The 24,809-nt window shown below is 73.6% G+C and carries 24 protein-coding genes; 12 read left to right on the top strand and 12 right to left on the bottom strand.

All coding sequences use genetic code 11. The annotated features are described in order from the left end of the window. Positions 1-901, bottom strand: a 901-nt coding sequence (locus tag ACFVGY_RS31410; RefSeq protein ID WP_385683808.1) for a M20/M25/M40 family metallo-hydrolase, incomplete at its 3' end; no start/stop codon positions are given. A gap of 177 nt (positions 902-1,078) precedes the next feature. On the opposite strand from ACFVGY_RS31410, the gene ACFVGY_RS31405 reads away from it, so the two are divergent. The 3 genes from ACFVGY_RS31405 (at position 1,079) to ACFVGY_RS31395 (ending at position 3,118) form a co-directional block, all read left to right on the top strand. After that, positions 1,079-1,498 carry a DoxX family protein gene (locus ACFVGY_RS31405; RefSeq protein WP_385683805.1) on the top strand — a complete coding sequence of 140 codons (420 nt, stop codon included), beginning with the start codon at positions 1,079-1,081 and terminating at the stop codon, positions 1,496-1,498. A 108-nt stretch (positions 1,499-1,606) separates the two neighbouring features. Next, a complete protein-coding gene (locus ACFVGY_RS31400) occupies positions 1,607-2,305 on the top strand; it encodes a hypothetical protein (RefSeq protein ID WP_385683802.1) in 699 nt (232 codons plus the stop codon). Between the two features lie 33 nt (positions 2,306-2,338). Next, positions 2,339-3,118 carry a hypothetical protein gene (locus ACFVGY_RS31395; protein WP_385683800.1) on the top strand — a complete coding sequence of 260 codons (780 nt, stop codon included), beginning with the start codon at positions 2,339-2,341 and terminating at the stop codon, positions 3,116-3,118. A 92-nt stretch (positions 3,119-3,210) separates the two neighbouring features. Here ACFVGY_RS31395 and ACFVGY_RS31390 read toward each other — a convergent pair whose 3' ends face one another. The 3 genes from ACFVGY_RS31390 to ACFVGY_RS31380 all read right to left on the bottom strand — a co-directional run bounded on the left by ACFVGY_RS31390 (position 3,211) and on the right by ACFVGY_RS31380 (position 5,705). Then, positions 3,211-4,398: an MAB_1171c family putative transporter gene (locus ACFVGY_RS31390; RefSeq protein ID WP_385683797.1), complete on the bottom strand. Its 1,188-nt coding sequence runs from the start codon at positions 4,396-4,398 to the stop codon at positions 3,211-3,213. Then, positions 4,395-4,952, bottom strand: a complete 558-nt coding sequence (locus ACFVGY_RS31385; RefSeq protein ID WP_385683794.1) for a toxin-antitoxin system, toxin component — start codon at positions 4,950-4,952, stop codon at positions 4,395-4,397. The genes ACFVGY_RS31390 and ACFVGY_RS31385 overlap by 4 nt, the downstream gene beginning before the upstream one ends. An 84-nt stretch (positions 4,953-5,036) precedes the next feature. Beyond that, positions 5,037-5,705, bottom strand: coding sequence for a helix-turn-helix domain-containing protein (locus ACFVGY_RS31380; protein WP_385683791.1), 669 nt, complete (start codon positions 5,703-5,705; stop codon positions 5,037-5,039). 218 nt (positions 5,706-5,923) lie between these two features. On the opposite strand from ACFVGY_RS31380, the gene ACFVGY_RS31375 reads away from it, so the two are divergent. The 3 genes from ACFVGY_RS31375 (at position 5,924) to ACFVGY_RS31365 (ending at position 10,579) form a co-directional block, all read left to right on the top strand. After that, entirely contained in the window at positions 5,924-6,910 is a 987-nt protein-coding gene (locus tag ACFVGY_RS31375; protein ID WP_385683788.1) for a helix-turn-helix domain-containing protein, read from the top strand. Positions 6,911-7,006: 96 nt separating this feature from the next. After that, positions 7,007-8,431, top strand: coding sequence for a 6-phospho-beta-glucosidase (locus ACFVGY_RS31370; protein ID WP_385683785.1), 1,425 nt, complete (start codon positions 7,007-7,009; stop codon positions 8,429-8,431). Between the two features lie 39 nt (positions 8,432-8,470). Beyond that, positions 8,471-10,579 carry an MDR family MFS transporter gene (locus ACFVGY_RS31365; protein ID WP_385683782.1) on the top strand — a complete coding sequence of 703 codons (2,109 nt, stop codon included), beginning with the start codon at positions 8,471-8,473 and terminating at the stop codon, positions 10,577-10,579. Positions 10,580-10,720: 141 nt separating this feature from the next. On the opposite strand, the gene ACFVGY_RS31360 is transcribed toward ACFVGY_RS31365, so the two are convergent. Then, positions 10,721-11,344, bottom strand: a complete 624-nt coding sequence (locus ACFVGY_RS31360) for an NUDIX hydrolase (protein WP_385683779.1) — start codon at positions 11,342-11,344, stop codon at positions 10,721-10,723. Between the two features lie 157 nt (positions 11,345-11,501). Between ACFVGY_RS31360 and ACFVGY_RS31355 the strand changes: the two genes are divergently transcribed. Together ACFVGY_RS31355 and ACFVGY_RS31350 are read left to right on the top strand one after the other, a co-directional pair. After that, positions 11,502-12,497: an NAD(P)/FAD-dependent oxidoreductase gene (locus tag ACFVGY_RS31355; RefSeq protein ID WP_385683776.1), complete on the top strand. Its 996-nt coding sequence runs from the start codon at positions 11,502-11,504 to the stop codon at positions 12,495-12,497. A 129-nt stretch (positions 12,498-12,626) separates the two neighbouring features. Further along, a complete protein-coding gene (locus ACFVGY_RS31350; protein ID WP_385683773.1) occupies positions 12,627-14,054 on the top strand; it encodes an NAD(P)/FAD-dependent oxidoreductase in 1,428 nt (475 codons plus the stop codon). A gap of 124 nt (positions 14,055-14,178) precedes the next feature. Here ACFVGY_RS31350 and ACFVGY_RS31345 read toward each other — a convergent pair whose 3' ends face one another. Continuing rightward, entirely contained in the window at positions 14,179-15,261 is a 1,083-nt protein-coding gene (locus ACFVGY_RS31345) for an ATP-dependent DNA ligase (protein ID WP_385683771.1), read from the bottom strand. A 75-nt stretch (positions 15,262-15,336) separates the two neighbouring features. On the opposite strand from ACFVGY_RS31345, the gene ligD reads away from it, so the two are divergent. After that, positions 15,337-16,356, top strand: coding sequence for a non-homologous end-joining DNA ligase (ligD, locus tag ACFVGY_RS31340; RefSeq protein WP_385683768.1), 1,020 nt, complete (start codon positions 15,337-15,339; stop codon positions 16,354-16,356). Positions 16,357-16,363: 7 nt separating this feature from the next. Here the strand turns inward: ligD and ACFVGY_RS31335 are convergent, their stop codons facing one another. Further along, positions 16,364-17,026 (bottom strand): TetR/AcrR family transcriptional regulator, encoded by a 663-nt coding sequence (locus tag ACFVGY_RS31335; RefSeq protein ID WP_385683766.1) that lies wholly within the window; start codon positions 17,024-17,026, stop codon positions 16,364-16,366. 109 nt (positions 17,027-17,135) lie between these two features. On the opposite strand from ACFVGY_RS31335, the gene ACFVGY_RS31330 reads away from it, so the two are divergent. Further along, positions 17,136-17,930, top strand: a complete 795-nt coding sequence (locus tag ACFVGY_RS31330) for a VOC family protein (RefSeq protein WP_385683763.1) — start codon at positions 17,136-17,138, stop codon at positions 17,928-17,930. Between the two features lie 63 nt (positions 17,931-17,993). Then, a complete protein-coding gene (locus ACFVGY_RS31325) occupies positions 17,994-18,263 on the top strand; it encodes a WhiB family transcriptional regulator (protein WP_385683866.1) in 270 nt (89 codons plus the stop codon). Between the two features lie 76 nt (positions 18,264-18,339). Here ACFVGY_RS31325 and ACFVGY_RS31320 read toward each other — a convergent pair whose 3' ends face one another. The 4 genes from ACFVGY_RS31320 to ACFVGY_RS31305 all read right to left on the bottom strand — a co-directional run bounded on the left by ACFVGY_RS31320 (position 18,340) and on the right by ACFVGY_RS31305 (position 22,624). Further along, positions 18,340-19,311: an acyl-ACP desaturase gene (locus ACFVGY_RS31320; protein WP_385683760.1), complete on the bottom strand. Its 972-nt coding sequence runs from the start codon at positions 19,309-19,311 to the stop codon at positions 18,340-18,342. A gap of 328 nt (positions 19,312-19,639) precedes the next feature. Beyond that, positions 19,640-21,283, bottom strand: a complete 1,644-nt coding sequence (locus ACFVGY_RS31315) for an ABC-F family ATP-binding cassette domain-containing protein (protein ID WP_385683759.1) — start codon at positions 21,281-21,283, stop codon at positions 19,640-19,642. A gap of 374 nt (positions 21,284-21,657) precedes the next feature. Continuing rightward, complete coding sequence (locus ACFVGY_RS31310) at positions 21,658-22,074, bottom strand: SsgA family sporulation/cell division regulator (RefSeq protein ID WP_385683756.1); 417 nt, start codon at positions 22,072-22,074, stop codon at positions 21,658-21,660. Between the two features lie 178 nt (positions 22,075-22,252). Then, on the bottom strand, positions 22,253-22,624 hold the full coding sequence (locus tag ACFVGY_RS31305; RefSeq protein ID WP_385683753.1) for a (4Fe-4S)-binding protein: 372 nt from the start codon (positions 22,622-22,624) through the stop codon (positions 22,253-22,255). A gap of 152 nt (positions 22,625-22,776) precedes the next feature. Between ACFVGY_RS31305 and ACFVGY_RS31300 the strand changes: the two genes are divergently transcribed. Continuing rightward, positions 22,777-23,817, top strand: a complete 1,041-nt coding sequence (locus tag ACFVGY_RS31300; RefSeq protein WP_385683750.1) for a WD40/YVTN/BNR-like repeat-containing protein — start codon at positions 22,777-22,779, stop codon at positions 23,815-23,817. A gap of 13 nt (positions 23,818-23,830) precedes the next feature. Here ACFVGY_RS31300 and ACFVGY_RS31295 read toward each other — a convergent pair whose 3' ends face one another. Continuing rightward, entirely contained in the window at positions 23,831-24,310 is a 480-nt protein-coding gene (locus ACFVGY_RS31295; protein ID WP_385683748.1) for a GNAT family N-acetyltransferase, read from the bottom strand. Positions 24,311-24,809: the final 499 nt, after the last annotated feature.

Here is a 24,809-nt window from a genome sequence, read left to right as displayed (position 1 = left end):
GGTGTGGCCCCGGGGGCGCCGCCCCCCCCCGTAGGCGGGTGGGGGGGGGCCGCCCCCCCCCCGCGCGGCCCGGGGGGCGCGGGCTGGCGCCGCCCCCGTCGTCGTGGACCGCGGCCAGGTCCCGGAACTCCCCTTCGGTGAAATCGGCCCCCTCCCACGGGTCGCGCCGCAGACCGGGCACCGCCACGTCGCCGTCGGCGTCGTGCAGGGTCGCGAGCGCGTGCAGCAGCACCAGCAGCGCGTCGGGCGCCGCACCGCCGAACTCCCCGCTGTGCCGGGGCTCGGCGAGGGTGCGCACCTCCACCGTGAGATCGGCGGCCCCGCGCAGGCCCGTGGTCAGCGTCGGGGTGCCGGGCCGCAGGTTGCCGAGGTCGGCGATGACCATCGCGTCGCAGGCGAACCGCTCCGGGTCGGTCGGCGGATACGCGTCGAACGCGCTGCCGTACTCCTCCTGGCCCTCGATCACCACCTTGAGGCCGACCGGGGGCCGGCCCCCGTATAGGCGGATCACGCCCAGCTGGGCGATCACGTTCGACTTGTCGTCGGCGATGCCCCGCGCCCGCAGGCCGCCGGGGACGGGGGTGGGGACGAACGGCGGCGAGAGCCACAGGGCGGGGTCCCCGGCGGGCTGCACGTCGTAGTGGCCGTACAGCAGGACGGTCGGGGCGTCGGACTCCGGCGGCGGGATCTCGCCCCAGACGACGGGCGCGGTGTCCGGGAGGTCGATCCGCTCCACGACCGGGACGCCCGCGTCGCGCAGGAGCGAGGCGACGAGGTCGTGCGCCTCGATCACGGGCTCCGGCGGATGGCCCGGGAAGGCGACGGACGGGATCGCCGCGAGCCGTTCCAGATCGGCCTGCAAACCGTCCATCAGGGCGTCGGCTCTCGCTTCGAGGTCCACCCGCGACCGTCCCCTTCCCGTCGGTTTCCCCGCGCCGGCCGCGGGTGCGCTCCTCACGAGCGTGGGGCGGGTCGGCGGCGGGTGGCGGCCGGTGCTGCGCCGGACGGGTGAACCGGGCCGGAACGGGCAGGCGCCGAGGTGCGCGGGCGGTCGCCCGTGCGCTCCCGGGAGGTCGCCATGGACGTCCTCGTCCTGATCGGACGCATTCTGTTCGTCCTGCTCTTCGCCGTCTCCGGTGTCGGCCACCTGACCCAGACCAAGGCGATGGCCGGTTACGCCGCCTCGCGCGGGGTGCCGCAGCCGGTGGTCGCCGTGGCCGGCAGCGGCGTGGTCCTGCTGGTCGGTGCCGTGAGCGTGGCCGTCGGCCTGTGGGCCGACATCGGTGCGCTGCTGCTCGCCGCGTTCTGCTTCGTCACGGCCCCGCTGATGCACGGGTTCTGGCGGGAGCAGGAGCCGCAGGCCCGGCAGGCGGAGCAGGTGCACTTCCTCAAGGACATCGCCCTGGGCGGCGCAGCACTGGTGATGTGCGCCTTCTTCGCCTACGCGGGCGGCGATCTCGGGCTCGTGGTCACCGGCCCGGTTCTTTCGATGGGGTGAATCCGGGCCCCGTCAGTGAGCTCGTCCTCCGTGCGGCGTGTCGTAGCGGTGCCGTGATCGTTTCTTCAGCCGGAACCTCACTTCTGCTGCGGAACGAAAGGACGCGCGGTGGCCGCTTGGCAGTACTTCGCGGGAGCGGGCCTGGTGGCGGTGTGCTGCCCGCTGCACGGCCAGGTGGCGGTCGCCGACGTTGCCGACGTCGGCGCCGCCGGCGGTCACGCCGCCCGGGCCGAGGCCCGGCTCCACGTGTGTGGGCCCGAGGAGCCCCTGCGGGCTCCGGCCGCCCGGCCACCCGTGGTCCGGCCTCCTGCCGCCCGGCCTCCGCAGGTCCGGCCGCCCGCGGTACGGCCTCCTGGGGGCCGGGCCCCGGGGGCGGTGGTGCCGGGCGTGCGGCCTCCGGGGGTGGTGCCGGGCGTGCCCGGAGTGCCCGGTGCGGACCGACCGACCGTGCACCACCCCGGACTGGGCCCGCTGCCGGCCGCCGCCGTTGCGGAGCCGCCCCCGGCCGCATCCCCGGCCGCATCCCCGGCGGCGAAGGCCCCGGCCGTGGCTGCGGAGCCCCCGGCAGCCGCGCCGGATCCCGCGGCGGCTGCCGAGCCGCCGGCGGCCGCAGCCGGGGCTCCGCCCGCGCGCGGAGCGGGGGCCGCGCGCGTCTCCGCCTTCCACGTCCGCCCGTACCGCTCCCAGGCCCTGGCCCGACGGGAGCCGGGCGGCCTGTCCACCGTGATGATCATGGCCGTCGTCACGACCCCGGCCGTGCTCGCCGCCGCGGCCTTGCGCCCGCGGTCGAAGAGCCGCAGCAGCTGACCCCCTGACCGATCCACCAACGGGAGAACCCTCGTGTCCGAATGGCTGATCCTGGCCATCGCCATGGTGCTCGTCTGCGCCCTCGTCTTCGCCTGCACGCTCATCCGGCACCGCCGGGTCGCCCCTGACGAGGACACCAGCGAGACCCCCGACGTCATCGAGTACATGACGATGATGGTGGGCGTGGTCTACGCGATCGTGCTGGGCCTCGCCATCGCCGGCGTCTGGGAGGCCCGCGGCTCCGCCGAGGACAGCGTGCGGCGCGAGGCGCAGGCGCTGTACGAGGTCAGCCAGCGCGCCGACGTCTACCCGGCGGCCGTCCGCGACCGGATCCGCGGGGAGGTGGACGCGTACGTCACCCACACCGTCGCCGTGGACTGGCCGCGGTTGACCTCGGGCGAGTCGGCCAGCCCGGAGGGCGCCGCGTTGCTCGCGAAGCTGCGCAGCGACGTCACCCACCAGAGTCCGGCCACCGAGCTCCAGGCGCAGGCCTACCAGCCGCTGCTGGACCACATCGCGGCAGCCGACGACGCCCGCCACTCGCGCGTCCAGAGCGACGAGTCGACCCTGCCGAGCGTGGTCTGGTTCGGGCTGCTGACCGGCGGTGTGGTGACGGTCGGTCTCATCTTCACGCTCCAGATCCGCCGCTCCGGCCGGGAGCTGTTGCTGGCGGGCCTGTTCAGCGCGCTGATCGTGTTCCTGCTGTTCATGGTCTGGAGCTTCGACGCGCCCTACGGCCGGGAGGGAATCGATTCCGCGGGCCCCTTCCAGGACCTGTTCCCGAAGGCGGCCCTGGCGGCGGCCGTCCGCTGACGCGGGCGCGGGCCCGACCGCGGACCGGCGGTGGGCGCAGCCCCCCGGCTGGCCCAGCCCCCGCCGCCGCCCGCTCCGCGCCGCCCGATCGGTCAGCAGACCGCCCCGGCCGTCCCCTGCCGCCGTACGCACGCGACCACCGGTGAATCCCGCAGGGCCCGGGAGACGCGGACGAGGTCCCGCGGGCCGGGCGTGGCCCGGGCGGCGCCCTCCGTACCCTCCTCGCCGCCGATGGCGGCCCCGTCCGGGTCCGCGGCGCGGACCCGGACGGCGGCGGCGACCATGGCCGCCTCGCCGACGGCGCGGGCAGTCTCCTCGTCCGACCCGGAGGCCAGGGCGAGCCCGTACGCCCGGTCCCGCTGGCGTTCGTCGAAGTACGGGCCCAGGTGCAGGAACGCGTCGTGGATGTCCGACTCGCGCTGGATCATGCGCAGCTCGGGCGGAGCCCACCACGACATCTTCACGCAGGGGGTTCCGGTGGGCGCGCACGGCTGCACCTCGTCCCACAGCGGCCCGAGCCGCCGGTAGGTCGTCCACGTCTGCCAGTGGTCGGACAGCCGCTGGCAGACCAGGGGGAGGACGAAGCCGATGGCGCTGATCAGCGCGCCGAGGGAGGCGAGCGGCGGGGCGGCGTACGTGCTCAGGTCGTCGAGGTCGTGGCCGGTCCAGCGGGCGACGACCGCGGCGATCTTGGTCGCGTCGTAGCTGAGGTTGAACACGTACCCCGCCACGATGATCATCAGGCCGGTCCGCAGCCAGCCGCGCACCTGGAGGGACCAGCGCCAGCACATGGCGACCATCACGACGGCCGCCACCAGGTGCGCCGTCAGGTAGAGGGCGATCATCTCCCGGACGTAGGGCTCGTTCGCGTAGTACGTATCGAAGTCGCGCAGCCGTTCCACGGGGGCGTCGCCCATCGCGAAGAGGGCGACGAGCACGACCACGACCCCGCAGTAGCCGACGATCCACCGGCGCGAGATGCGCCGGGTCGACTCGGCGGGGCCGCCGCGCCAGTTCACGATCAGCACCAGGCAGGCTGCGCTGAACAGGGTGATCAGGCAGTACACGAGCGGGGCGGACACGTTGGTGACACCGGTCAGCTCGTTGACCGCCACGATGGTGGGCGGGGCGGCGAAGGCGAAGACCGATCCGGCCAGGACCAGCAGGGAGCACACCGCGCGGAGCAGGGGGTCGCGCCAGTTGTTGCGCAGCGCCGGCAGTTTGAAGGCGAGCGCGATGCCCAGCGCGGCTGCCGGGATGTAGTAGTCCTGGCCGTTCAACGGTCGTTCCTGTGCCCCCGGTATCCGAGCGAGGCCTCGATGCGCCCCGCCAACTGGTCGCGCTGTGCGGGCGCCCGGTGGCTCGCCGACCCGGCGAGCCAGGTCCGGCACCGACTGCCCAGCAGTAAACCGAAGGTCTCGGCCTCGGTCTCCTCGCGGATGTCGGCGCGGGTGCGCGCCGCCACGCGCCGTACGGTCTCGCCGAGGTCGGCTTCGTCGGACAGCAGGCGGGCCGCGACGGCGGCCCCGTCGACGTGGTGGCTGCAGTGGCCGGCCTTCATGTGCCACAGTTCGTGACCGAGGATCACCAGCTGGTGGTCCGGTGCCGTGCGCTCCTCGATGACCACCAGGTCCCGGTCGGCCATGTCGAGCCACAGACCGCTCGCCGTCCCGGGCGGGAACGCGGCCATCCGGAAGTCCACCCGGCGGCCGCGGATCCTGCTCATGCCCTCGCAGAGGGCGGTGTAGAGGTCCACGGGTTCCACGGGCGCGGTCAGCTGGAGGCCGGCCACCAGCTCGCCGCACAACCGGCGCTGCTCTCTGCCTATGCTCACCGTTCTCCCCGTCGGCGTGGATCCGGATCAGGACTCAAGGATCAGACAGACCCAGACTCAGACTGACTGTCGACTGGGCCGGGATCAGGATTCGTTCGGTTTGACGCTTTCGAGGAGCATGTCCAGCCACTCGGCGACCTTGTCGCGGTGCTTGTCGCTGGGCAGCTGCGCGGCGCGCCAGGCGATGCCCCGGACCCCGTGGTCCTGGAGGAGTCTCGCCAGGGGATCGCTCGCGGAGGGCGCCGGGGCGGGCACGGTCTCGCGGGTGCGGCCCGCGTAGTCCTGGAGGAGTTGTTGCTCGGTGCGCAGCAGCGCGTCGGTCAGGGCGTCCACGTCGTGCGCCGTGAGGAATCCGGCGTGGACGCCGAAGAAGCGCTGGATCGCGTCGCAGTGCTCCATCGTGGGCCGGCGGTCGCCGTTGATCAGGGCTCCGGCCTGCTGCCGGGACATCCCTGCGCCGTCGGCGATCTCCTGCTGGGTGTAGCGGCGCCCGTTGGGTTTCAGCCTCGTACGGCGGAGCAGGTCGAGCCGCTGGAGGAACCGGGCCTGGAGACAGGGCTCGCCGGCCGGCCTGCCGTCCAGCAGGCTCCGTACCACGTCCATGGGCACGCCGGAGGCCTCGGAGAGGCGGCGCAGGTCGAAGACCTTGTTCGGGTCGCGGCCCATTTTGCCCGCGAGTTCTGCGACGCGCGTGACGGTGGCTGCCAGGGACGGGTTGGCCACCGCGACGGGAGCCGGGAAGCCGTCTGTCACCAGTGGTTCTCCTAGATCGCGGCGAGTCGGTTCGGGCACATGGTCGGCTTTTGGAATCTATCCGTTCTCCCGCCGCAGGGCCAGAAGTTGCCACAGCTGTGGCGGGAATGAGCTGTCAAGAGGCTGGAATTGCCACGATAGTTGACACTCGAATGACGTCGGTAGCAGGATCGCCAGAGGAAATTGAAGATCCAGACCGTGAGGAGGGGGAGCTCTCGGTGCTACATCTCGCAGCGGTGGGCCCGTCCGATGGCCTCGCCCACGCCGGTGAGGAGCGCCTGGCGGGCGAGGAGTCCGCGCGTGGCGCAGTGCGGTCGGAACGACGCAAGGAGATTTTGCGCCAGCGCCGCGAGGAGCTGGGCCTGAGCCAGGAGGACCTCGCCGCACGGCTGCGCATCAGCGTTCGTGCGTACGGGAACTGGGAGCGCGGACTGGTCAAGGAATGGACCGACCGCAAACTGCTCGCCCTGGCCGAGGCCCTGGAAATGAGCGAGCGGCAGTGCTTCTGGCTCTTCCGCGTCATGGTCGACCGGGACCCCCCGCCGACCTGGCGGGCGGCCGAGGAGAACCGGTTGCCCGACGACCCCGCGCAGCGCGACTACCTGTGTGACTACGCGGCCCTCATGGAGGCCGTGCCCTATCCCAGCTTCCTCGTGGACCACCGCTGGGACGTCGCGCTCACCAACTCGGCGTTCGACAAACTCTTCCAGTCGGTGCGCCCCCACCCGACCGCCCTCCCCGACGACAACTTCCTGCGCTTCGTGCTGTTCCACCCGGACGCGGCCGCCGTCCTGGAGGACCACGAGCCGGCCTGGTGCGTCCCGTTGCTGGCCCAGTTCGCGGCCGCACTGGAGGCCGCCCCGGACGACGAGGGGCTGCGCAGCATCCGCCAGGAAGTGGCCCGCGACCCCTTCATGGAGGCCGCCTACCGGTACGGCGTGCCGCACTGGCTCGCCACCCACGGGGCCGAGGCCGCCGAGCGCGACGGCGCGGTGCGGTCCGTACGCCACTGGGACCCGCAGTGGGGCCTCGTACGGTGCCGGCTCGTGGCCGAATCGAGCCGCATGCTCGACGCCATGGGGCTCACCCGGATCACCATGGTCCTCTCGGCGCCCCAGGGTGCCGCAGCCGGACCCGCCCGCGACGGCGCCGCTCCGCACGGCAAGGGACCGCGGCTGCGCGCCGTGCCGGCACTGGAGGACTGACCGGCAGGGGACACTGGAGCCCTCCATTCGTGTGCCGCCGCCCGAATGTCGCGGATCGTGGCATCCGCGGCGGCACTGGCTGAAGGGCGGTACGGCGTGCGGCTGACGATCCTCGGCGGGGGCGGGTTCCGGGTACCGCTCGTGTACGGCGCACTGCTCGGCGACCGGGCCGAAGGCCGGGTGTCCCACGTGACGCTGTACGACACGGACCCGGCGCGGCTGACCGCCGTCTTCCGGGTCCTCGCCGACCAGGCGGCCGCGGCGACGGCCACCGCACGCCGCACGGCGGCCGGCCCGGGCACGGCCCCCGCCCCGGCGTCGGCTCCGGACCCGCTCCCGGCCCCGTCGGTGTCCATCACCACCGACCTGGCCGAGGCCCTGCGCGGGGCCGACTTCGTCTTCTCCGCCCTCCGCGTCGGCGGCCTGGACGGGCGGGCCGCGGACGAGCGGCTCGCGCTGGCCGAGGGCGTGCTCGGCCAGGAGACGGTCGGCGCCGGCGGCATCGCCTACGGCCTGCGGACCGTGCCGGTGGCGCGGGAGATCGCCCGTGCCGTCGCCCGGCTCGCCCCCGAGGCCTGGGTCATCAACTTCACCAATCCGGCCGGGCTGGTCACCGAGGCCATGGCCGAGGTGCTCGGCGACCGGGTGATCGGCATCTGCGACTCCCCGGTGGGGCTCGGCCGGCGCGTCGCCCGTGTGCTCGGCGCCCGCCCGCAGGACGCCTGGATCGACTACGTCGGCCTCAACCACCTCGGCTGGCTGCGGGGCCTGCGCGTCGGCGGCCGCGACGAACTGCCCCGGCTGCTGGCCGACCCGGCGGCGCTCCGGTCCTTCGAGGAGGGGCGGCTCTTCGGGGCCGACTGGCTCCGCTCGCTCGGCGCGGTTCCCAACGAGTACCTGCACTACTACTACTTCAACCGGGACACCGTACGGGCGTACCAGGAGGCGAAGCAGACCCGCGGGGCCTTCCTGCGCGACCAGCAGCGCGGCTTCTACGCCGAAGCCGGCCGGGACGTGCTGCCGCCCGGAGCGGCGCTGGCCGCCTGGGAGCGCACCCGGGCCGAGCGCGAGGCCACCTACATGGCCGAGAACCGCGAGGCGGCCGGCGCCGGCGCACGCGACGACAGCGACCTCGAATCCGGCTCCGGCGGCTACGAGGAGGTCGCGCTCGCGCTGATGCGGGCCATCGCCCGCGACGAGCGCACCACCCTCATCCTGAACGTGCGCAACCGCTCGACGCTGTCCGTGCTCGACGAGGAGGCCGTCATCGAGGTCCCCTGCCTGGTCGACGCCAACGGCGCCCACCCGGTGGCCGTGGACCCGCTGCCGCTGCACGCCGTCGGGCTGGTCACCTCCGTGAAGGCGGCCGAACGCGCCGTCCTCGCGGCCGCGGCCGGCGGCTCCCGGGCCGAGGCGGTCAAAGCCTTCGCGTTGCACCCGCTGGTGGACTCGGTGGGGGTGGCCCGGCGGCTCCTCGACGGGTACGCGGCCGTCCACCCCGGTCTCGGCTACCTGCGCTGATCCCGGGGCGGCCGGGTCCCCCGTACGGCCCAGCGCCGCATGCGGCGGGGCGGGGCCGCTGTGAGAGTGCGAGATGTGACCACAGCCCCCGCCCGGTCCACCGGCGACGCGGCGGCGCCCCCCGAGCTCGACCGGCGGCGGCGCAACGTCGTCTTCGGCACGATCATGCTGGGCGTGCTGCTCGCGGCGCTCGACCAGACGATCGTCGGAACCGCCCTGCCCACGATCGTGGCGGAACTCGGCGGCGGCGACCACATGTCGTGGGTGGTCACCTCCTACCTGCTCGCCGAGACCGTCGCGACCGTCCTCGTCGGCAAGTTCGGCGACCTGTTCGGCCGGAAGGTGGTCTTCCAGGTCTCCGCGGTCGTCTTCATCACCGGCTCGTTCCTGTGCGGCCTGGCCGGCAACATGACGCTGCTCATCGTCTGGCGGGGCGTGCAGGGCGCCGGCGCCGGTGGCCTCATGGTCACCGCCATGGCCCTGATCGCCGACGTGATCCCGCTCCGTGAACGCGGCAGGTACCAGGGCGCCATCGGCGCCGTCTTCGGCGTCGCGACCGTCGTCGGGCCGCTGCTCGGCGGCCTGTTCACCGACCACCTCAGCTGGCGCTGGGCCTTCTACGTCAACGTGCCGATCGCGATCCTGGTCGTGGTCGCGGCCGCCCGCACGATCCCTTCGGTACGGGCGGCCGGGCGGCCGGTCATCGACTACCCGGGCATCGTCCTGGTCGCGGCGGGCTCCAGCGCCCTGATCCTCGCCACCAGCTGGGGCGGCAGCGAGTACGCCTGGAACTCGGCCGTCATCATCGGCCTCTTCGCCGCCGGGGCGATCGCCCTCGCCCTGTTCTGCCTGGTGGAGACGCGGGCGGCGCAGCCGATGCTGCCGATGCGGCTCTTCCGCACCCCCGTGTTCACGGTGTGCTCGGTGCTCAGCTTCGTCGTCGGTTTCGCCATGCTCGGCGCGCTGACCTTCCTGCCGACGTACCTCCAGTACGTGGACGGCGATTCGGCCACGGTGTCGGGCGTGCGGACGCTGCCCCTGGTCTTCGGCCTGCTGCTCGCCTCCGTCTTCAGCGGCAACGTCACCAGCAGGACCGGGCGCTACCGCATCTTCCCGATCGTCGGCTGCCTGACCATGGGCATCGGCCTGTTCCTGCTGTCACTGATGGGGCCGGGCACCTCCGCCTGGCTGGAATCGCTGTACATGTTCGTCCTGGGCGCCGGGATCGGCCTGAGCATGCAGGTGCTCACGATCGCCGTGCAGAACACCGTGGACTACGCCGACCTCGGCACCGCCACATCCGGTGTCACGTTCTTCCGTACGCTCGGCAGCTGCTTCGGCACCGCGGTCTTCGGGACGATCTACGCCAACAGCCTCGGACCGGGGCTCGAGGCGGCCGTCGCCGAAGCGGCCCGCGCCAGCGGCGGAGACCCGGCGCAGATCGCGGCAGTCGTGGAGAGCCCGCAGGGCGTGCACGACCTCCCCCCGGAGGCTGCCGTACCGGTCGTCGACGCGTACGCGGACGCGTTGCACACCGTCTTCCTGTGGACGGTTCCGGTCGCGGCGCTCGGGCTGGTCGTCGCGCTGTTCCTCAAGGAGGTGCGGCTGCGCGACAGCGTCCGCGCCGCCTCGACCGACATGGGCGAGGGCTTCGCCTCGCCGACCACCGCCTCCGGGGACTCGGCCAAACTGCTGGAACTGGCCGTCGGGAAGCTCGTGCGCACCATGGGGCCGGAGACCGCCCGGGAGATCGTGGCCACCTCGGACACCCGGCTGGACATCGCCGGCGCCTGGGCCGTGATGCAGGTCGAGCTGATGACCCGTACGGTCGGCCACGCCAGCCTCGGACTGGTGGCCGCGCGCCGCGCCGTGCCGCCGGAGGTCCTGCTGCCGGTCTTCGACCGGATGGTGGACGAGGGCTACCTCACCCGTGAGGGCCACTTCCTCTCGCTGACCGAGGCGGGGGAGCGGGAGGCCGAGGTCATCTCGAAGGCGTGGGCGCGCTGGCTGGGCGACCAGCTGGAGAAGGACCGCGGCCGGCCGAGCGGCGCGGAACTGCGGGCCGCGGCGGACGCCATCGCCAAGCGGCTGCTGGCGGAGGACCTCCGCGAGGGCACGTTCGCGCAGCGGACGGCGGCGGGGGTGTAGGGGCAGGACGCGGGCGGCCGGGTGTGCGGGTGTGCGGGTGGCGGGGTAGGGGCGGCGGGCGCCCCATGCCGCGGGCTTCCCGGGAGGCCCGGGCTTCCCGGCCACCTACGCCTTCCAGGCCTCCTACGCCTTCCAGGCCTCCTACGCCTTCCCGCCCTCCTGGGCCTCCCCGGACTCGGTGGTCGCCGTCGGATAGTCGTACGGCGACACGGTCGGCAGGACCGGGGCCAGCTCGGGGCGCCAGGTGCGCAGGACCCCCGCCGAGGGTGCGTACAGGGCGTGCGGGATCTCGGCCGGCGCGAACCACTCCCAGCGGACGATCTTGTGCGGCTCGGTGACCGCGGGCGTCCCCTCGGCGGAGGTGGTGACGGCCGCCGCGGTCAGGCGGGTGACGCCGGACTTCGCATCGATCCGGACCGAGAGGATCCGGATGTCCCCGGGGGCCACCCGCAGGCTCGTCTCCTCGGCCAGCTCACGCGCCGCGGCCTGCTCGAAGCCCTCTCCGGGGTCGACCTTCCCGCCCGGCAGCTCCCAGCGGCCGTCGTGCGCCTGGCCGAGGAGGACCCGGCCCGCGGAGTCGGCCACGACGAGCCCGACGCCGACGACGCCGTTGGCCCGGGGGACGGTCCGCTCGGGGCGCTCCGCGGTCGGCCCGGGGGCGCCGGCCGGAGGCTGACCCGACGGATCGGCGGGCCGGCCGGCGGGCGGCCGGGGCGGCTCGGCAGGCGTGGGCGGCGTGGGTGGCGTGGGCGGCATGGGTGTCATCCGGTGGTTCCTCGTCCCTCTTCGCACGACGTGGCCGGCCGGCGGATCCGGCGCGCTCGTGCATCATCTTCCCGGTTCGGCAACGGGACGGGCCGCACCGCGGCCCGCGGTCCCGTGCTCATCGCACGGACCCCCGCACAACCGTAAGGACGAGGCGATGGACAACACCGCAGAAACGGAACGCACCTTCGACGTGGTCGTCGTGGGCGGCGGAGCCGCCGGACTCTCCGGGGCGCTGACCCTCGCCCGGGCCCGCCGCTCCGTGCTGGTGCTCGACTCCGGCAGCCCCCGCAACGCCCCGGCCGCCCATCTGCACGGCTACCTCGGGCGGGACGGGGCGTCCCCGGCGGAGTTGCTGGCCGTGGGGTGGTCGGAGGTGTCGGCGTACGGCGGCGTGATCCGGTCCGGGGCGGCCGGCACGGCCGTCGCCGCCGACCGGGCGGCGGAGGGCGGGTTCCTGGTGCGGTGCGGCGACGGTTCGGTGGTCCGGGCCGGCCGGCTGCTGCTCGCCACCGGGTTGGTGGACGAGCTGCCGGAGCTGCCGGGGCTGCGGGCCCGCTGGGGGCGGGACGTGCTGCACTGCCCGTACTGCCACGGCTGGGAGGTCCGCGACAGGCCCCTCGCCGTCCTGGCCACCGGCCCGCTCGCCGTCCACCAGGCGCAGACGTGGCGGAACTGGAGCGACCGGGTCACCCTGCTCGCCCACTCCTGGCGGCCCGGCGCGGAGGACCGGGAACTCCTCACGGCGCTGGGCGTCCCGGTGGTGGAGGGCGAGGTGACCGGTCTGACCGTCGACGGGGACGAGCTCGTCGGGGTGGCCCTGTCGGACGGCGGATCCATGGCGTGCCGGGCCCTGGTGGTCGCACCGCGCCTCACCGCCCGGGCCGGTGTGGCGGCGAGCCTGGGGCTGCCCGTGGCCGCCGTCGAGCGGGACGGGGTGGTGGTCGGCAGCTGCCTGGAGGCGGACCCGGCCACGGGGGCCACCGCCCTGCGGGGCGTGTGGGCGGCCGGGAACCTCACCAGCCCGCTGGACCAGCTCGCGGCCGCGGCTGCGGCCGGCGTGCGCGCGGCGATGACCGTGAACGCCGACCTGATCGAGGAGGAGGCCCGGTCGGCCCTGGAGGCGTACCGGGGCGGCCGCGGACGGGCATGACACTTCGGACTGGTGTGCGGGTTTCGGCCGGGGTCCCTCCGCGCAGGCTTCCGTGCAGGCCCGGTGCGGTCCGATGGGCCTACGGAACGCCGGGGCGGGGTGCGGGACACGGGGATCAGGGGGCGCGCAATGGCACATGTGGTGGTCATTGGTGGGGGAGTCGGCGGGCTGGCGACCGCCCTGCTCACCGCACGGAACGGACACACCGTCGAACTCTTCGAACGGGACACGCGCGCCCCCGGCACCGCCCTCGACCGGGACTTCTTCGGATGGCACCGGCCCACCGTCCCGCAGGCCACCCAGCCGCACGTCCTCCTCGGTGCGGCGCGCACGCTCCTGCGCGACGAACTCCCCGATGTGTACGCGGAGACGCTGCGGCTCGGTGCCCGCGAGCGCCACGAGCTCGACTGGTTCGACGTACGGCCGCCCGCGCGGCCCGGTGACGAGGACCTGGTCATGCTCCAGGCCCGCCGCATCGTGCTGGAGAGCGCGCTGCTCACGGCCCTGCGTGCCGAGGAGGGAGCCGTCCTTCGGCACGGGGAGCCGGTCACCGGGCTGACGACGGGTCCGGGCACGGTGCCGGGAGCGGGTGCCGGGCCGGGGGCGGCGGGGCCCGTCCGGGTCACGGGAGTGGCCACGAAGGCCGGGGCGTACGCGGCGGACCTCGTCGTGGACGCGGCCGGCCGGCGCGGCGGCACCGAGCGCTGGCTGGCCGCCGCGGGCTGCCGGCCGCCTGTCGTGGAACGGCACCGCACCGGCCTGGCGTACTTCTGTCGCTGGTACCGGCTGCCCGACGGGATGCAGGAGGGCCCGCGCCGCCCGTGGGCGGTGACCGGCGGGCCCTTCGCCGGGTGCGCCGTGTTCCCGGCCGACAACCGCGTCTTCGCCGTGACCCTGATCGTCCACACCCGGGACACCACCCGCTCGGCGCTGCGTGCCCCCGCCCTCTTCGAAAGCGCCGCCCGCGCCTTCCCGCCCGGGGAGGCCTGGCTGGACCTGGGCGCGGAGCCGCTGTCCGAGGTCCTGGCCACGGCGAGCCTGGACAACCGGTGGAGCGCGCTCGTCGACGAGCAGGGGCCGGTGGTGGCCGGCCTGGTGCCGATCGGCGATGCGATCACCCACACCAACCCGACCCTCGGGCAGGGCACCTCGCTGGCCCTGTGGGCGGCGCTCCGGGTGGCCCGGACGGCCGGCGGGCAGGATCCGGGTTCGGCCCGGTACGCCGCCGAGCACCACGCCTGGGCCGTGCGCACGCTGAAGCCGTGGTTCGACTTCCAGGTCGTCGCCGACGCGGCCATCGGGGAGCGGTTCGCGACGCGGGCCGTGCGGACGGGAGCGGCACGGGAGACGGCCGCGCTGTTCGACTGCGCCCTGGAGGATCCGGAGGTGATGCGGGCCCGGGCGCGGGTCCGGCACCTGGCCGAGCCGCCGGAGCGGGCGTACGCGGACCCGGAGATCCGGGCCAGGGTGGCGCGCTGGCTGGCGGCGCGGCCCGAGTACGTGCCGAACGCGGTGGGCCCGGAGCGGGCGGAGTGGGAGAAGCTGACGGCGGGCTGAGAGGGCGCCCCGGCGAGGGCCGGGGCCGGCGTGGGCCGGGGCGGGCGTGGGGACGGCGCCCGCGTCGAGCAGGGGCCGTGGCAGGGCCCGGCAGGCTCGGTGGCCGGGTGGCCGGGTGGCCGGATCAGCCGGGGCCCGGGCCGGGGCCCATCCCCAGCACCTCGGCGAGGTCGTAGCCGACGACCTCCTCCAGCTGGGCGTACGTGCAGCTCTCCGGCGTCCGGTCGGGCCGCCAGCGGCGGAACTGGGCGGTGTGCCGGAAGCGGTCGACCTCCATGTGGTCGTACGCGACCTCGCAGACGCGTTCGGGGCGCAGCGGCAGCCAGGAGAGGTCCTTCTTGCCGGTCCAGCGGCTCTGGGCGCCGGGCAGGCGGGCGCTCTCGTGAGCGGATTCCTCGGCCCATGCGGCCCACGGGTGTCCGGCGGCGTCCGCCATCCGCAGGGGCGCGAGCTCCTCCACCAGCTCGGCGCGGCGCTTCATGGGGAAGGCGGCGCACACGCCCACGTGCTGCAGCGCGTTCCGGTCGTCGTACAGGCCCAGCAGCAGCGATCCGACAATCGGACCGCTCTTGTGGAAACGGAATCCCGCGACGACGACATCCGCCGTACGCTCGTGCTTGATCTTGAACATGAGACGGGCATCGGGCCGGTAGGGCAGGTCGAGGGGTTTGGCGATCACCCCGTCGAGCCCGGCGCCCTCGAACCGCTCGAACCACTCCTGCGCGAGCGCGGGGTCGGTGGTCGCGGGCGCGAGATGGACGGGGGGCCGAGCAGTGGACAGGGCATCGGACAGGGCGGTGCGGCGATCGGCGAGCGGGGCGTCGAGGAGCGACGCGTCGCCGAGCGCGAGCAGGTCGAAGGCGACGAAGCTGGCGGGCGTCGTCCGGGCGAGGAGATCGACGCGGGACCGCGCGGGGTGGATCCGCTCGGTCAGCCGGTCGAAGTCGAGCCGCCCGCCGTGGACGATCACGATCTCGCCGTCGACCACGCAGCGGGCGGGCAGGTTCTCCTGCAAGGCGGTCATGAGCTCGGGAAAGTACCGGGTCAGGGTCTTGCCGGTGCGGCTGCCGATCTCCACCTCGTCGTCGTCGCGGTGCACGATGGCGCGGAAGCCGTCCCATTTGGCCTCGTACTGCATACCCGGCGGGATCCGGGACACCGACTTGGCGAGCATCGGCTTCACGGGCGGCATCACGGGCAGATCCATGCCAACGATTCTGCGGTGATATGTACCGGTCCGCCCGGTATGCGCGTCGGGCTGGGCCCGCCTACCGTGGCGCACATGGGTGCATCCGGAAATGCGATCGAGCTGGACGCGGGCGGGCGGACGGTGCGGCTGTCCAACCCGGACAAGGTGTATTTCCCGGAGCGGGGCCTGACGAAGCTGGACGTGGCGCAGTACTACCTGGCCGTCGCGGACGGCATCACGCGGGCCCTGCGCGACCGGCCCACGACCCTGGAGCGCTACCCGGACGGGGTGGAGGGCGAGTCCTTCTTCCAGAAGCGCGCGCCGAAGACCATGCCCGACTGGATCCCGACCGCCCACATCTCCTTCCCCAGCGGGCGGTCGGCCGACGAGATGTGCCCCACCGAGCCGGCCGCCGTGCTGTGGGCCGCCAACCTGGGCTGCCTGACCTTCCACCCCTGGCCGGTGCGCCGCACGGACACCGACCGGCCCGACGAACTGCGCATCGACCTGGACCCCCAACCGGGCACCGACTACCACCACGCGGTGATCGCCGCGCACGAGCTGCGGGACGTCCTGGAGGACCTGGGGCTGCGGGGCTGGCCGAAGACCTCGGGCGGGCGCGGCCTGCACGTCTTCGTGCCGATCGCGCCGAACTGGACCTTCACCGAGGTCAGGCGGTGCGCGATCGCCATCGGCCGGGAGCTGGAGCAGCGGATGCCGGGCCGGGTCACCACCGCCTGGTGGAAGGAGGAGCGCGGCGAGCGGATCTTCGTCGACTACAACCAGACCGCCCGCGACCGGACGATCGCCTCCGCCTACTCCGTGCGTCCCCGCCCACACGCCCCGGTCTCGGCCCCGCTGCGCTGGGACGAGCTCGACTCCGCCGAGCCCCGCGACTTCGACATCACCACCATGCCCGCCCGCTTCGCCGAGCTCGGCGACCTGCACGTGGACATGGACGACCACGCCTTCACCCTGGACGCGGCACTGGAACTCGCCGACCGCCACGAACACGACGACGGCCTGGGCGACATGCCCTACCCGCCGGACTACCCGAAGATGCCGGGCGAACCGAAGCGCGTCCAGCCGAGCCGCGCCAAACGCGATGACTGACCGGTCGTCAGCCGGGCGGGCTGACTGCCGTGGGCTGCTCCGGGAGCTCGTCCGGGGCGGCCGCCAGCGCGCGCAGCCGGCCCAGGATGCCCCGACCGGCCCGCTCGTACGGCGCCGGGTCGTCGTGCAGCACCGACTCGGAGTCGGCCAGCTCCATCAGCGCGATGATCTCGAACGCCAGCTGCGGCACGGCCACCGGCTCGGCGTCCTCCCGGAACGCGCCCGCCCGGCCGGCGTCGTGCAGCTGCTGCTCCACGTACTGGGTCCACTCGGCGCGGGCCGCGGCGACGCGGTCGCGTACGGGGCCGGGGCGCGAGCCGAACTCCGCGGCGGCCGAGCGGAAGAAGCATCCGCCGGGGAAGGTCCGGCACGCCGAGTAGGCGATCCACAGCTCGCACAGCCGCCACACCTTGCCGACCCCGGCGGGCTGCTCGTGCACGGGCTGCACGACCTGCGCGGCGAACACGGCCGCGGCGGCGCGGACCGTGGCGATCTGCAGTTCCTCCTTGGAGCCGAAGAGGGCGAAGACGCCGCTCTTGCTCAGCCCCAGATCGCCCGCGATCCTGCCGAGGGAGAGCCCCTCCAGCCCCTCCGTGGAGGCGAGCTCCACCGTCCGCGCGAGAACGGTCCGCCGCGTCTGGTTGCCGCGCTCCACGCGTCCGTCAGCCATGCGCCCACCCTAGTCGGACGCACGGTCGTCCAGACTGCGGAGCGGCGCCGCCGGGCCGCTGTCAGTACCGGATGCCATCCTCGAAGGGAGGACGGAAGGAGTACCGGCCATGCTCACCACGGACTACAAGGACGGCGCCCCGAACTGGGTGGACCTCGGCACGCCGGACACCGAGGGCGCCGCAGGGTTCTACGCCGGGCTGTTCGGCTGGGACTACCAGCCGGGCGGCGAGGAAGTCGGCGGATACGGCATGTTCCGCCTCGGCGACAAGACCGTCGCGGGCGGCATGGCCGTCACGCAGGAGCAGGGCCCCCCGGCCTGGACGGTGTACTTCCAGAGCTCCGACGCGGCCGCCACCGCGGCCGCCGTCACCGGGGCCGGCGGCACGGTGCTCCACGAGCCCGCGGACGTCCTGGAGTACGGCCGGATGGCCGTCTTCACCGACCCGGAGGGAGTGGCCTTCGCGACCTGGCAGCCCCACGGGCACACGGGCCTGGGCGCGGTGCGGGAGGCCGGCACCCTGTGCTGGGCCGAGCTGTACACGGCCGACGTGGCCGCGGCGCGCGACTTCTACGGCACCGTCTTCGGCTGGGAGGTCGCCGAGATGGCCTTCGACGGCAGCTCGTACAAGATGGTCAAGCCGGCGGGAACCGCCGACGAGGAGACCTTCGGCGGCTTGGTGCCCATCGCCGGAGACCCGGTCGAGGACTCCGACCACCCCTACTGGACCCCGTACTTCGAGGTCGCCGACTGCGACGCCACGGCGGCCCGGGCCGAGGAGACGGGCGGCAAGGTCCGCTTGGCCCCGGTCTCCATGGAGGGGGTCGGCCGCTTCGCGAAGCTGGCGGACCCCTACGGAGCCCGGTTCGCGGTCATCACCAGTGCCCCGCCGCCCCCGGCGTGAACGGGTATTGATCGGTCGTTGATCGGACGTCCATCGGGGGCCGTGAGGATCTCCGGCATGTCGATGAACACCACCGCCACCACCAAGACCACGACCACGTCCGACGCCACCGCCCCTGCCGCAACCTGGTACGAGGTCGCCCTGTGCGCCCAGATCGGCTCGGAGTTCTTCTTCCCGGAGCCGGGCTCCTCGCTACGGGAGGCGAAGCGGCTGTGCGCCGCGTGCGAGGGGCGGGCCGGCTGCCTGGAGTACGCCCTCGCCAACGACGAGCGGTTCGGCGTCTGGGGCGGTCTCTCGGAGGCCGAGCGCCACGCCCTGCGCTCGCGCCGCTGACCCCGGCCCGCACGAGCGGGCCGAGGCCGAGGCCGAGGGATCAACGGGTCAACGGGCCAACGGGGACGACCGGCGGTCAGCCCTTGCGGGCGGCCAGGCGGGCCGCGCGGGCGGCCAGGCGCTCGTCGAACTTGCGCGCCTCCGTGTCCAGGCCGTCCATGAACAGGCCCAGCTCCTCCTGGGCCTTCTGGCCCTCCGGGCCGAGGCCGTCGATGCTCATGATCTTCAGGAAGCGCATGACCGGGCTCAGCACGTCGTCGTGGTGGATCCGCAGGTTGTAGACCCCGCCGATCGCCATCTGGGCGGCCATCCGCTCGAAGCCGGGCATGCCGTGCCCGGGCATCCGGAAGTTCACCACGACATCGCGCACAGCCTGCATCGTCAGGTCCGGGGCGATCTCGAAGGCGGCGCCCAGCAGGTTCCGGTAGAAGATCATGTGCAGGTTCTCGTCCTGCGCGATACGGGCCAGCATGCGGTCGCATACCGGGTCGCCGGACTGGTGTCCGGTGTTGCGGTGCGAGATCCGGGTCGCCAGCTCCTGGAAGGCGACGTACGCCACCGAGTGCAGCATCGAGTGCCGGTTGTCGGACTCGAAGCCCTCCGACATGTGCTGCATGCGGAAGTTCTCCAGCTTGTCCGGGTCCACCGCACGCGAGGCCAGCAGGTAGTCGCGCATCACGATGCCGTGACGGCCCTCCTCGGCGGTCCAGCGGTGCACCCAGGTGCCCCAGGCGCCGTTGCGGCCGAACAGCGTGGCGATCTCGTGGTGGTAGCTGGGCAGGTTGTCCTCGGTCAGCAGGTTCACCACCAGCGCGATCTTGCCGATGTCGGTGACCTTGGACTGCTGCGGGTCCCAGGCCTCGCCGTCCTCGAAGAACGCGGGGAAGTTCCGGCCGTCGCTCCACGGGACGTACTCGTGGGGCATCCAGTCCTTGGTGACCTTCAGGTGGCGGTTGAGCTCCTTCTCCACCACCTCTTCCAGCGCGTACAGCAGCTTGGCGTCGGTCCACGCCTGAGAGCTGCCGAGGTGGGGAGAGGTGATCGTCACGGGTGCTCCTGGGGACAAAGCGAATTACCTACGGTGCCGTAGCCTACGACGCCGTAGGTTAAGCGGACCGTGAGGGTCAGCCAAGCCCCAGGCGTTCATGTGCCCGGTTACGTCCGGTTATCTATGCAGTTGGTGAGGGTGCGTACGGCCAAGTTCGCGGCGAAAGTCACGCCGGCAGGTGGTCTCCGCGCCATCGCCTTGACGCCGACGGCGGGGCCGAAGCGGAGCCGGCCCCGGCCCCCGGCATCGAAGCCGGGAGCCGGGGCCGGCTCAGGTGCGCGGTGCGCGGTGGGGTGGGTCGACGGGGTGGAACGGGTGGGCCGCCCGGTCAGGCGGCCCAGAGCGTCTCCCGGACCTCCTCGGCCGTGGTCGGCCGGATCGTGTCGTCGAGCAGGAACCAGCGGGTGATCCCGATCGACTCCAGGAACGGCACGTCGTGGCTGGCGACCAGCAGCGCGCCCTCGTACGCGTCCAGCGCGCCCGCCAGCTGCCGTACGCTCGCCAGGTCCAGGTTGTTCGTCGGCTCGTCCAGCATCAGCAGCTGCGGAGCCGGCTCCGCCAGCAGCAGCGCGGCCAGCGCCGCCCGGAACCGCTCCCCGCCCGACAGCGTGCCCGCGGCCCGGTCCGCGCGGCCGCCGCGGAACAGGAAGTGCGCGAGCCGCGCCCGGATCAGGTTGTTCGAGGCGTGCGGGGCGAAGCGGGCCACGTTCGCCGCCACCGACAGGCTCTCGTCGAGCACGTCCAGCCGCTGCGGCAGGAACCCCACCGGAACGTGTGTCACCACCTCCCCGGAGAGTGGATCGAGCAGCCCGGCGACCGTGCGCAGCAGGGTCGTCTTGCCGGAGCCGTTGCGGCCCACGAGAGCGATCCGCTCCGGGCCGCGCACCTCCCACTCGCCCGGCACCCCGGCCCCGTGGGCCAGCTGCACCCCGCTCAGGGTCAGCACCCGGCGCCCCGGCGGAACCTGGGTCGCCGGCAGCTCGATCCGGATGTCGGCCTCGTCCCGGACGGCCTCCACCGCCTGGTCCAGGCGCTCCTTCGCCTGCGCCAGCCGCTCGGTGTGCAGGGCGCGGTGCTTGCCCGCGGACTCCTGGGCCGCGCTCTTGTTGCCGTTCGCGATGATCTTGGACGCGCGCTTGGTGTCGTACATCTTCTGCCCGTACTGCCTGCGCCGCGCCAGTTTCAGGTGCGCCTCGGCCAACTCCCGCTTCTGCCGCACCACATCGGCCTCGGCGGTCCGGACCAGCCGCTCGGCCGCCTCCTGCTCGGCGGCGATCTGAGCCTCGTAGTCCGAGAAGTTCCCGCCGTACCAGTGCACTTCGCCGTCGTGCAGGTCGGCGATCTGGTCGACCCGCTCCAGCAGCTCCCGGTCGTGGCTGGCCAGCAGCATCACCCCGGACCAGGACTCGACCGCCGCGTACAGCCGGCGCCGGGCCCGCAGGTCCAGGTTGTTGGTCGGCTCGTCCAACAGCAGCACGTCGGGGCGGGCCAGCAGCAGGGCGGCCAGCCGCAGCAACACGCCCTCTCCGCCGGAGAGTTCGCCGACCGTGCGGTCGAGGCCGATCCGGGCGAGACCGAGCTGTTCCAGGGCGGCCAGGGCGCGCTCCTCGACGTCCCAGTCGTCACCGACGGCGGCGAAGTTCTCCTCGCTCGCCTCACCCGCCTCGATGGCGTGCAGGGCAGCGCGGGCGGCGCGGATGCCCAGCGCCTCGTCGACGCGGAGGGAGGTGTCGAGGGTGACGTTCTGCGGCAGGTAGCCCAGGCTGCCGGCTACGGACAACTGGCCGTCGGAAGGGCTCAGTTCGCCCGCGATGAGCTTCAGCAGGGTGGACTTCCCACTGCCGTTGCGTCCGATCAGGCCGGTGCGGCCGGGGCCGACGGCCAGCTGGAGCCCGTCGAAGACGGCGGTGCCGTCGGGCCATTCGAAGGAGAGGGTGGAGCAGGTGATGAAAGCGGGGGACGTCGTACTCATGGAGGCCTCCGGGTTGCGTGAATGGTGCGTGCAACGGGGGGAGACGGCCGAGGACGACCCGGTGGCGAGGCCCCGCAGGGCGGTGCGGCGGCACGGCCGTACGACGGCGTGCCGGCACGGCGGCACGGCGGCACGGCGGCACGGCGGCACGGCGGCGGGGTCGGCTGGGTGACCGGGTGTGGGTGTCGGTCGGCGTCTCGGCCTCAGAAGAGCAACGTCCTGCTCCGTTCGACGGGGATGGGTCGTCGACGAAGCTATGCGCGACCGACCCCGCCCGCAAACGATTTACGGGCGGGGTCGGGTCGGCACGGGTGGGGCGGGGTGGCGTGGGTGGGGCGGGGTGGCGTGGGGCGGGCCGGGTCGGGGCGCCGGGCTCAGTGGGGGCCGCGCATCAGCTCGGCCAGGCTGTGGTCCATGTCCAGGTACAGGTGCTCCAGCCCCGGCGGGACGATCTCCGCCGCCCGCCCCAGGAACCGGTGCAGCTCGGCGGTGGACATCAGCACGATCGCGACACCCTCGGGGGCGTGGAACTCGATCGTCGTCCGCTCACCGTCGTACGGTCGCACCCGCACGTCGCCATGGCCCGTCGGGTAGTCCAGGCCCGACTCCAGGAGCTCGCGCCCGAAGGTCCACGAAACCTCGACGCCCTCCAGCGTGGCGGGGGCGGGGAAGGCCATCCGCACGGCGAACGGATCCGCGCGGTCGTAGCAGAGAGTGACGGGTACGGTCTCGACCTTCGGCGCGGTGGCCACCAGACGTGCCTGCACAGCCTGCTCGATAACAGTGATCAAGGCTCGCTCCCTTGCGGCGGAATTCCTGCCGGGCGTGGGTGGAACCCGGCATCCGGATAGACGCCGCAATCGGCAAATCCGTGCACGGCAGATGACGTGAGCTGTGTCACCGCTTGGCTGGAACGCATCCGTTTGATCGCACAGAGTAATCGAGGTGGGGGTTGCGCCCGAAGGGCGGTCACCCTTTGCCGCACGCTCCGGAGAGGTCGCAGAAAGGCTGGTTCCCGCTCACTCCACAAGCGCAAAGCATCGCCCTGGTCTCATCGCGGACGGTTCCGTCCGCGGTCGTCACGCGCAGCTCCCCGCGGATCACGAGCCGGCCGGCCCGCGCCCGTACGACCGTCGTCGGTCGGTCGGGCTCCTCGGGCGGCCCGTCGGTCAGCCGGTACTGCAACACGCCCGACGGGCACCGCCGAATCACCTCGGCGACCCGCTCGGGACCGGCGCCGTCGGGCTGCACCCAGGGCCGCTGCCCCGTGTCGAACACCTCGGGCAGGCCGCGTGAAGGCGGTGGCGGGGACGCACCCTGGACGGCGAATCCGGGGTGCATTAGCTTCCGGCGCCATGAGACTTCTGGGAGTTGGCATGCTCGCGGCGGCTTTGACGGTGGGTCCGGTGGTGGCTCCGGCGCAGGCGGACAGCGGCGGGACGAAGGAGGTTCAGGACGTTCAGGACGTTCATGGGGTGCGAGAAGCTACTGGGATGCAGGAGGCACCTGGGGTGCAGGACGCTTCCGGGACTGGGGAGTTACGGGAGCTTCGCGGTGCGGGCTGGGCGCTGAAGCAGACCGGCAAGGATGCCCGATTCCGCGGACTGGCCGCGGTCAGCCGCACCACGGCCTGGGTGGCCGGCTCCAAGGGCACCGTGCTGCGCACCGTCGACGGCGGCCGCAGCTGGCAGGACGTCTCACCGCCCGCCGCGGCGGCGGAAGGCCTGGAGCTGCGCGACATCGAGGCCTTCGACGCGCGCCGCGCGGTCGCCCTCTCGATCGGGGAGGGAGAGGCCTCGCGGGTGCTGCGCACCGAGGACGGCGGCAAGACATGGACCGAGAGCTTCCGGAACACCGACCCGCGCGCCTTCTACGACTGCCTGACCTTCTTCGACTCCCGGCACGGCCTGGCCGTCAGCGACCCGGTGGACGGCAAGTTCCGCATCCTGTCGACGGACGACGGCGGGCGTAGCTGGGCGGTGCTGCCGGACACGGGCATGCCGGACGCCCTGCCGGGCGAGGCCGGCTTCGCCGCGAGCGGGCAGTGCCTGGTGAGTGCCGGGTCCCGGGACGTGTGGCTGGCCACGGGTGGCGGCCCGGTCGCCCGGATCCTGCACTCGGCGGACCGCGGCCGCACCTGGCGGGCCGCTGAGTCCGGCATCCCGGCCGGCGACCCGGCCAAGGGGGTCTTCGCCCTGGCCTTCCGCGACCGGACGACAGGCTTCGCCGTCGGCGGGGACTACCGCAGCGGCCAGGCGTCCCCGCAGGCCGCCGCGGTCTCGGCCGACGCCGGCCGCAACTGGAGCCCGTCCGGGACCCCGCCGCCCGCCTACCGGTCGGGCGCGGCCTGGCTCCCGCACGCGCGCGCCGCGGCCCTCGCGGTGGGGCCGACCGGCACGGACGTGACCACGGACGGGGGCCGCAGCTGGCGGGCGCTGGAGCCGGGCTCGTTCGACACCGTCGACTGCGCCGCCGACGGCAGCTGCTGGGCGGCGGGGGAGAAGGGACGGGTGGGGCGGCTGGAACGCCGGTGAGCGGAGGCGGTGATCAGCCGACCGGCTGCGTGAAGAGGTCCATGCTGCCGAAGTGGCTGGGCACGAAGCCGGCCGCCTCGTAGACGGGCTCGCCGGCGGCGCTGGCGTGCAGCTGGATGTAGTGGATCCCGATGCCGTTCAGCCATGCGACGAGCCCGTCGACGATCCGCCGGGCGTGGCCCTGCCCGCGGAAGGCGTCGTCGGTGACGATGCCGTCGAGGTAGCCGCGGCGCCCGTCGGTGTACTGGGGCCTGGGCAGGTGGTACGTGACCCAGGCCATCCCGGTGGCCGCGAGGGGCTCGCCGGGTGCTCCGCCGACGACGAGGCAGTGCACGTCGGACCGGTCGGTGATCCGCTCGAGGAACCACCCGGGGGCGACGTCCCGCCAGGCGGCATCGGCGGGCCCGGGCTCGACCCCGAGCGCGGCGAGCGCGACGGCCCGCAGTCGGATGAGCTCGGGAATGTCGGCGGGGGTGGCGGGGCGGGGGTGCATGAGGGCTCCTGTGGGTGAGGGGTGAGGGGTGAGGGGTGAGGGGTGAGGGGGGAGGCCGGTTGGTGGGGGTGGGGGTGAGGGGGAGCCGAGCGAGCCTGGGGAGGACTGCGGAACGACGCCCTGAGTCACCGGAGTCGGGCAGGTGGAGGTGCCAGGCGCCCCGGATCAAGGCGGTCGACGCAGACGGCGACACCGGATCAGCCGGCCGGCGCGAGACACGAGACAGCCCCCGAGCGGCGGCGGTCGAGCGGGTCGGGGCTGCGGTGGGCGGAGGCACGTGGCGGGACGGTCTCCCAGAAGGCGGGCAGCAGCGGGCGGGGCCGCGGCGAGCGGGATCCCCGTACTCGGGGTCGGGGGAGTGTCCGGGGGTTTCCCGGCAGCCCATTGTCCTTCCGGGGCGGGCCGGCCCGTCAAGGGCCAATGCCGCGTAGTTAAGGGGTTGGTTGTGTCGTCAAGAGTGTGTTGTGGGTGAGTTGGTAGGTGCCGTGCGCTGGTGATG

The sequence above is a fragment of the Streptomyces sp. NPDC127106 genome (assembly GCF_042677605.1).
In the GTDB taxonomy this organism is placed as follows: Bacteria; Actinomycetota; Actinomycetes; order Streptomycetales; family Streptomycetaceae; genus Streptomyces.
This window is presented reverse-complemented; position numbering and strand designations above follow the sequence as displayed.

What these genes read in the sequence shown, in the direction of transcription:
- ACFVGY_RS31405 (WP_385683805.1), top strand. Translation starts at nt 1,079, where the DNA reads ATGGACGTCCTCGTCCTGATCGGACGCATTCTGTTCGTCCTGCTCTTC.
- ACFVGY_RS31365 (WP_385683782.1), top strand. Translation starts at nt 8,471, where the DNA reads ATGCGGCGGGGCGGGGCCGCTGTGAGAGTGCGAGATGTGACCACAGCC.
- ACFVGY_RS31360 (WP_385683779.1), bottom strand. Translation starts at nt 11,344, where the DNA reads ATGACACCCATGCCGCCCACGCCACCCACGCCGCCCACGCCTGCCGAG.
- ACFVGY_RS31355 (WP_385683776.1), top strand. Translation starts at nt 11,502, where the DNA reads ATGGACAACACCGCAGAAACGGAACGCACCTTCGACGTGGTCGTCGTG.
- ACFVGY_RS31350 (WP_385683773.1), top strand. Translation starts at nt 12,627, where the DNA reads ATGGCACATGTGGTGGTCATTGGTGGGGGAGTCGGCGGGCTGGCGACC.
- ACFVGY_RS31345 (WP_385683771.1), bottom strand. Translation starts at nt 15,261, where the DNA reads ATGGATCTGCCCGTGATGCCGCCCGTGAAGCCGATGCTCGCCAAGTCG.
- ligD (WP_385683768.1), top strand. Translation starts at nt 15,337, where the DNA reads ATGGGTGCATCCGGAAATGCGATCGAGCTGGACGCGGGCGGGCGGACG.
- ACFVGY_RS31335 (WP_385683766.1), bottom strand. Translation starts at nt 17,026, where the DNA reads ATGGCTGACGGACGCGTGGAGCGCGGCAACCAGACGCGGCGGACCGTT.
- ACFVGY_RS31330 (WP_385683763.1), top strand. Translation starts at nt 17,136, where the DNA reads ATGCTCACCACGGACTACAAGGACGGCGCCCCGAACTGGGTGGACCTC.
- ACFVGY_RS31325 (WP_385683866.1), top strand. Translation starts at nt 17,994, where the DNA reads ATGAACACCACCGCCACCACCAAGACCACGACCACGTCCGACGCCACC.
- ACFVGY_RS31315 (WP_385683759.1), bottom strand. Translation starts at nt 21,283, where the DNA reads ATGAGTACGACGTCCCCCGCTTTCATCACCTGCTCCACCCTCTCCTTC.
- ACFVGY_RS31305 (WP_385683753.1), bottom strand. Translation starts at nt 22,624, where the DNA reads ATGCACCCCGGATTCGCCGTCCAGGGTGCGTCCCCGCCACCGCCTTCA.
- ACFVGY_RS31300 (WP_385683750.1), top strand. Translation starts at nt 22,777, where the DNA reads ATGCAGGAGGCACCTGGGGTGCAGGACGCTTCCGGGACTGGGGAGTTA.
- ACFVGY_RS31295 (WP_385683748.1), bottom strand. Translation starts at nt 24,310, where the DNA reads ATGCACCCCCGCCCCGCCACCCCCGCCGACATTCCCGAGCTCATCCGA.